Consider the following 4,909-nt stretch of genomic DNA (forward strand, 5'->3'; position numbering starts at 1 on the left):
TGCTCGAACCCGTACTCCCTGGCGAAGTAGCCGAACGCCGGGTGATTGGTCACCAGCTTGCGGCGTTCGGGGGGCACGCCGGCCACTTGCTGACGGATCCAGGCATCCAGCGCCTCCAGTTCCTGGCGGTAGGCCGCCGCCTGCGAGCGATATGCCCCGGCGTGCGCCGGATCCGCCTCCGAGAGGGCCGCCGCGATGGTGTCCACCCACCGCATCACATTTGGCACGCTGAGCCAGATATGCGGGTCATATTCCCCCTCGCCGGCATGCCCGGCCTCTTCCTCCACATGCTCCGCCGGCAGAAGGTCTATTCCCTGGCTCAGGTCCACCAGGCGCGCCTGTCCGCCGGCCTGTTGGAGCAGAGGCTCTAAGAAGGTCTCCAGGCCGGCGCCGTTCACAAAGATGAGCTGAGCGTCGTGCACCGCGGCAACATCGCGCGGCGTCGGGGTGTAGGTGTGGGGATCCACCCCCGGTCCCATCAGCACGGTGAGCTGGACATGCCCGCCGGCGACATGCGCCACCACATCCCCGATAATATTCGTGGTAGCCACCACACGAGGGCCGGCGCTCAACGGCTGGTCAGCCGGCGCAGTTCCACAGCCGGCCAGGACCAGACCCAACAGCGCCATCAGTACCACCAGCCTCAGCGGAATGCGTGCCATACGTACAGGACCTCCTTGGATGCATCAGGACATTTTCTATTGTAAGCTTTTTCCTACTGCACGGCAAATTAATCCCCGAGAGCGCGCCGCTCCCGCCAGGTAACAGCCGCCCCGGGAATGACCTTCGTCCGTTCAAAGCACCAATCTGATCCCGGGAAATATCCCAAAATGCTTGACATCTGCCCGCGTTTGTGATATCTTGACCGTGAACTGATATATGACATCTCCCCGCCCCTTGGGTTGGAGGATATATGCTGCGCGAGCGCGTCGCTGAGACCATCTACGTTTTCACCAGCAGTCGCTACCTGGAAGTGGCCGCCGGCCTCATCATAACGCCCCAAGGCTGTGTGGTGATCGATACTCTGCCCTTCCCATCCGAAAGCCGCCAGATGTACGAGTTCGCGCGGCGCAACTGCACCGCCGGCATCCGCTGGGTGGTGAACACCCACTTCCACGCCGACCATATCTACGGTAATTACCTCTTCGAGGGCATCCCCATCATCGCCCATGAGGAGACACGCGCCATGCTGGAGCGCGTTGGGGAACAGGCTCTGGAGGAAGCCAAACAGGAAACCCCGGAACTTCGGGAGGTGCGACTGCGCCTGCCCGATATCACCTATCGGGGCAGGGCTGCCATCCGTCTGGCCGATTACAATATAGAGCTGATCCATGCCCCCGGCCATTCCTCCGACTGCACCATGGTGTATATCGAAGAAGAGAAAATACTGTTCGCCGGCGATGCCGTCCTGCCGGTGCCCTATATCGTCGGCGGGGACCTGAACCAGATGCTCGCCACCCTCCAAAAGGTGCAGTCCCTGAACCTGGAGAGCATCGTGCAGGGACACGGCGGGGTCCTCCTGCGCGGCGAGATCCCCGAGACGCTGGAAGCCGCCATCAATTACCTGAAAAAGGTGCGCAGTTTCGTGCACAACGCCGTGTCGAAGGGCGCGTCCGAACGCGAACTGTTATCGTGGGATGTGGAGAAGGCCGGCCTGTCGCGGGTGCCGCTGGGCGGCATGGCCCAGGAGCTTCACCGCGCCAACCTGCTGTACCTGTACCGCTCCTTCCAAAAGGAAAAGCTACGCCGCGCCGGCTGAGGACGCCGGCTTCCCCGAAAATGAAACAGGGCGGCTGATAGGAATTCAGCCGACCTGTTTTTCATGCCCTTGCGAGGCCTCCGCATCCGGCCGGCGGGGCACCTCGTGGCAGAAGCGACAGCGGGCTTCATACACCTCGCTGGCACCCACCATGATGACCGGGTCATCGTACCACGCCGGCCGCCCGTCAATCAGGCGTTGGGTTCTGCTGGCGGGCCGGCCGCATTTCACGCAAATGGCGTTCAGCTTATCCACGCGCTCGGCGATGGCCATCAACAGCGGCATCGGCCCGAACGGCTCCCCGCGGAAATCCATGTCCAGGCCGGCGACGATGACCCGAATCCCCTGGTCGGCCAGCTGATTGCAGACCTCCGCGATCTGCCAGTCGAAGAACTGTACCTCGTCAATAGCCACCACATCGGTATCCGGCTCCAGCAGTTCCAGGATCTGCCGAGCCTCCTGGATGACGAGGGCTTCCCGATGGATGCCGTTGTGCGAGGTGACGCGGGTGACGTGGAAGCGGTTATCCAGGCTGTGCTTGAAGAGCTGGACCTTCTGGCGCGCGATCTCCGCACGGCGGATGCGACGGAGCAGTTCCTCGGTCTTGCCGCTGAACATACTGCCGCAGATGACCTCGATCGAGCCATCCCTGAATTCGCCCTGCATTTCCCTCTCCTTCGAGATGAGGTCATGGGGTGCCGTGAAGGCGCAAAAAGAAAAAGGGGCAGGAAACTGTCTGCCCCTTTATGGACGAGGAACGTTACCCAGCAGTCATCCCCGCCGGCACAGCGCTTACTTGCCGGCCTCACCTGCTGCCGGCTCGGCAATGCCTTTCTCGCCGCGCTTGGCATCCCGCCGCTCCAGCCGGCGCATGAAACGCTCCACCTGGCCGGCGGTGTCCACGATGCGCTGTTCGCCCGTGAAGAAGGGGTGGCACTGGGAGCACACGTCGGTGCGGATAATCTCTTTGGTCGAACCGACCTTGAACGTATTGCCGCAGGCGCAGATCACTGTCGCCTCGGAATAGTACTTCGGATGAATGTTCTTGCGCATAGTTATGCCACCTTCTCCGGATACACGCTCACCCGCTTTTTGTCGCGGGAGGCATGCTCGAATTTCACATAGCCGTCAATCAGGGCATAGATGGTGTAATCCTTGCCCAGGCCGACGTTATTGCCCGGCGCGAAGCGGGTGCCGCGCTGGCGCACGATAATGGTGCCGGCGCGCACCAACTGCCCATCGAATCGCTTGACGCCCAGGCGCTTGCCCTCGCTGTCGCGCCCGTTGCGGCTGGAACCCGTTCCCTTTTTGTGTGCCATAATCCATTACCTCCTCATGTATGCCCGCCGGCTAGGCCTCGATCCGCTCGATCAGCACCTGCGTGAACGGCTGACGATGCCCCTTCTTGCGGCGCACGCGCTTCTTGGGGATGTACTTGAAGACAATAACCTTGCGATAGCGCCCCTGCGTCAGCACCTTGCCCACGACGCGCGCACCTTCGACCACCGGAGTGCCCAGCCGGACCTGATTTTCATCGCCCACCATCAGCACCTGGTCGAATATGACCTCATCCCCTTCCGCGACGGGGAGCTTCTCCACCAGGACGGTTTGCCCCGGCTCCACCTGCAGTTGCTTGCCGCCGGTTTGGATGACCGCGAACATGTATATCCTCCAAGGGTACCTGGTTTCTGCCCTACTGACGAAGGGACATTATAGGGGCAGAGCGCGGGTTTGTCAAATTTCGCGGGCAGGGGGTACGCGGTGGGCCTTATGGTTGCCCCGCTGTACGGCCGGCCCGCCCCGACAAGCCGTTTGACAACCGCACCGCGCCGTGGTATAGTGCGCGCACAATCGCATACGGTGTGGGGGGTGGAGCTCCCAAGGTGGAGCAAACCGGGGGAAGTCCGGTGAGAGGCCGGCGCTGTCCCGCAACTGTGATCCGCTTCCAGCGGTAAGCCAGGTCGCCCGGGACCACTCTCTGCCCTGAGCCTTCGCGGTAAAGGCAACAGGGTCGCGCTTCACGACCCCTATGCCGGCAGGGGTCTTTTTTTGCCTCCGGCTCGCCGGGTACCAGTGGGGGCCAGCCCCTCGCACACCCACATCTTTTCAGGAGAGGTATCACTATGTCCAGGCTCGCCACAATCCTCGACCAGATTGGCCCACTGCATCAGGAGGCCCAGCGCCAGGCGGCGGAGCGGCAGAATCAGCTCACCAAGCCGGCCGGCAGTCTGGGGCGGCTGGAGGCCATCGCCATCCAGGTGGCCGGCATCACCGGCTGTCCCCGCCCGCGCCTGCGCGATAAGGCCGTCATCACCGTCGCCGCCGATCACGGCGTGGCCGCCGCCGGCGTCAGCGCCTACCCGCAGGAGGTCACTGCCCAGATGGTGCTGAACTTTCTGCATAACGGCGCGGCCATCAACGTGCTGGCGCGACACGTGGGGGCGCGCGTCGTGGTGGTGGACGCCGGCGTGGCCGGCGACCTGCCGGCGCATCCCGAACTGCGCTCTTGCAAGATTGCCCGCGGCACTGCCAACATCGCCGAGGGGCCGGCCATGACCCGCCAGCAGGCCCTCCAGGCGATCGAGACCGGCATTCGCCTGGTAGAGGAGGAGCGGGCGCGCGGCCTGGACATCGTCGCCACCGGCGATATGGGCATCGGTAATACGACGCCCTCCACCGCCATCGCGGCGGTCTTCACCGGCCGTTCGCCGGCGGAACTGGCCGGCCGCGGCACCGGAGTGGACGGCGCCGGCCTCCGGCGCAAAATCGCCACCATCGAGCGTGCCCTGAAGGTGAACCGCCCCGACGCCGGCGATCCCATTGACGTGCTGGCCAAAGTGGGCGGGTTTGAGATCGGCACCATCGCCGGCGTCATCCTGGGCGCCGCCGCCCTGCGCATCCCCGTGGTCATTGACGGGTTTATTTCCACAGCCGGCGCGCTCATTGCCCTACATCTGTGCCCGCCGGCCAAGGCCTACTGCTTCGCCGGCCACTGCTCCGCCGAACCCGGCCATGCGGCCATGCTCTCGCACCTGGGACTGGAGCCGATCCTGGACCTGGACATGCGCTTGGGGGAGGGCACGGGCGCCGTCCTGGCCATGGGGATTATCGAAGCGGCCTGCAAGATACTGGACGAGATGGCCACGTTCA

General features: G+C 63.8%; 7 protein-coding genes and 1 riboswitch. Of the genes, 2 read left to right on the top strand and 5 right to left on the bottom strand.

Annotated features, from left to right (window positions below):
* Positions 1–662: zinc ABC transporter substrate-binding protein (locus H5T60_11495; GenBank protein MBC7243057.1), on the bottom strand; the 662-nt coding region annotated here is incomplete at its 3' end.
* A 251-nt stretch (positions 663–913) separates the two neighbouring features.
* On the opposite strand from H5T60_11495, the gene H5T60_11500 reads away from it, so the two are divergent.
* Complete coding sequence (locus H5T60_11500) at positions 914–1,759, top strand: MBL fold metallo-hydrolase (protein MBC7243058.1); 846 nt, start codon at positions 914–916, stop codon at positions 1,757–1,759.
* 45 nt (positions 1,760–1,804) lie between these two features.
* On the opposite strand, the gene H5T60_11505 is transcribed toward H5T60_11500, so the two are convergent.
* From H5T60_11505 to rplU, 4 genes are all read right to left on the bottom strand, one after another.
* Positions 1,805–2,425, bottom strand: coding sequence for a thymidine kinase (locus H5T60_11505; GenBank protein MBC7243059.1), 621 nt, complete (start codon positions 2,423–2,425; stop codon positions 1,805–1,807).
* A gap of 126 nt (positions 2,426–2,551) precedes the next feature.
* Positions 2,552–2,812, bottom strand: a complete 261-nt coding sequence (rpmE, locus tag H5T60_11510; GenBank protein ID MBC7243060.1) for a 50S ribosomal protein L31 — start codon at positions 2,810–2,812, stop codon at positions 2,552–2,554.
* A 2-nt stretch (positions 2,813–2,814) separates the two neighbouring features.
* Positions 2,815–3,078, bottom strand: a complete 264-nt coding sequence (rpmA, locus tag H5T60_11515; GenBank protein ID MBC7243061.1) for a 50S ribosomal protein L27 — start codon at positions 3,076–3,078, stop codon at positions 2,815–2,817.
* A gap of 31 nt (positions 3,079–3,109) precedes the next feature.
* On the bottom strand, positions 3,110–3,421 hold the full coding sequence (gene rplU, locus H5T60_11520) for a 50S ribosomal protein L21 (protein ID MBC7243062.1): 312 nt from the start codon (positions 3,419–3,421) through the stop codon (positions 3,110–3,112).
* 191 nt (positions 3,422–3,612) lie between these two features.
* Positions 3,613–3,750, top strand: a riboswitch (cobalamin riboswitch).
* 132 nt (positions 3,751–3,882) lie between these two features.
* Here rplU and cobT point away from each other — a divergent pair.
* Positions 3,883–4,909, top strand: a 1,027-nt coding sequence (cobT, locus tag H5T60_11525) for a nicotinate-nucleotide--dimethylbenzimidazole phosphoribosyltransferase (protein ID MBC7243063.1), incomplete at its 3' end; no start/stop codon positions are given.

The sequence above is a fragment of the Anaerolineae bacterium genome (assembly GCA_014360855.1).
Taxonomy (GTDB): Bacteria; Chloroflexota; Anaerolineae; order JACIWP01; family JACIWP01; genus JACIWP01.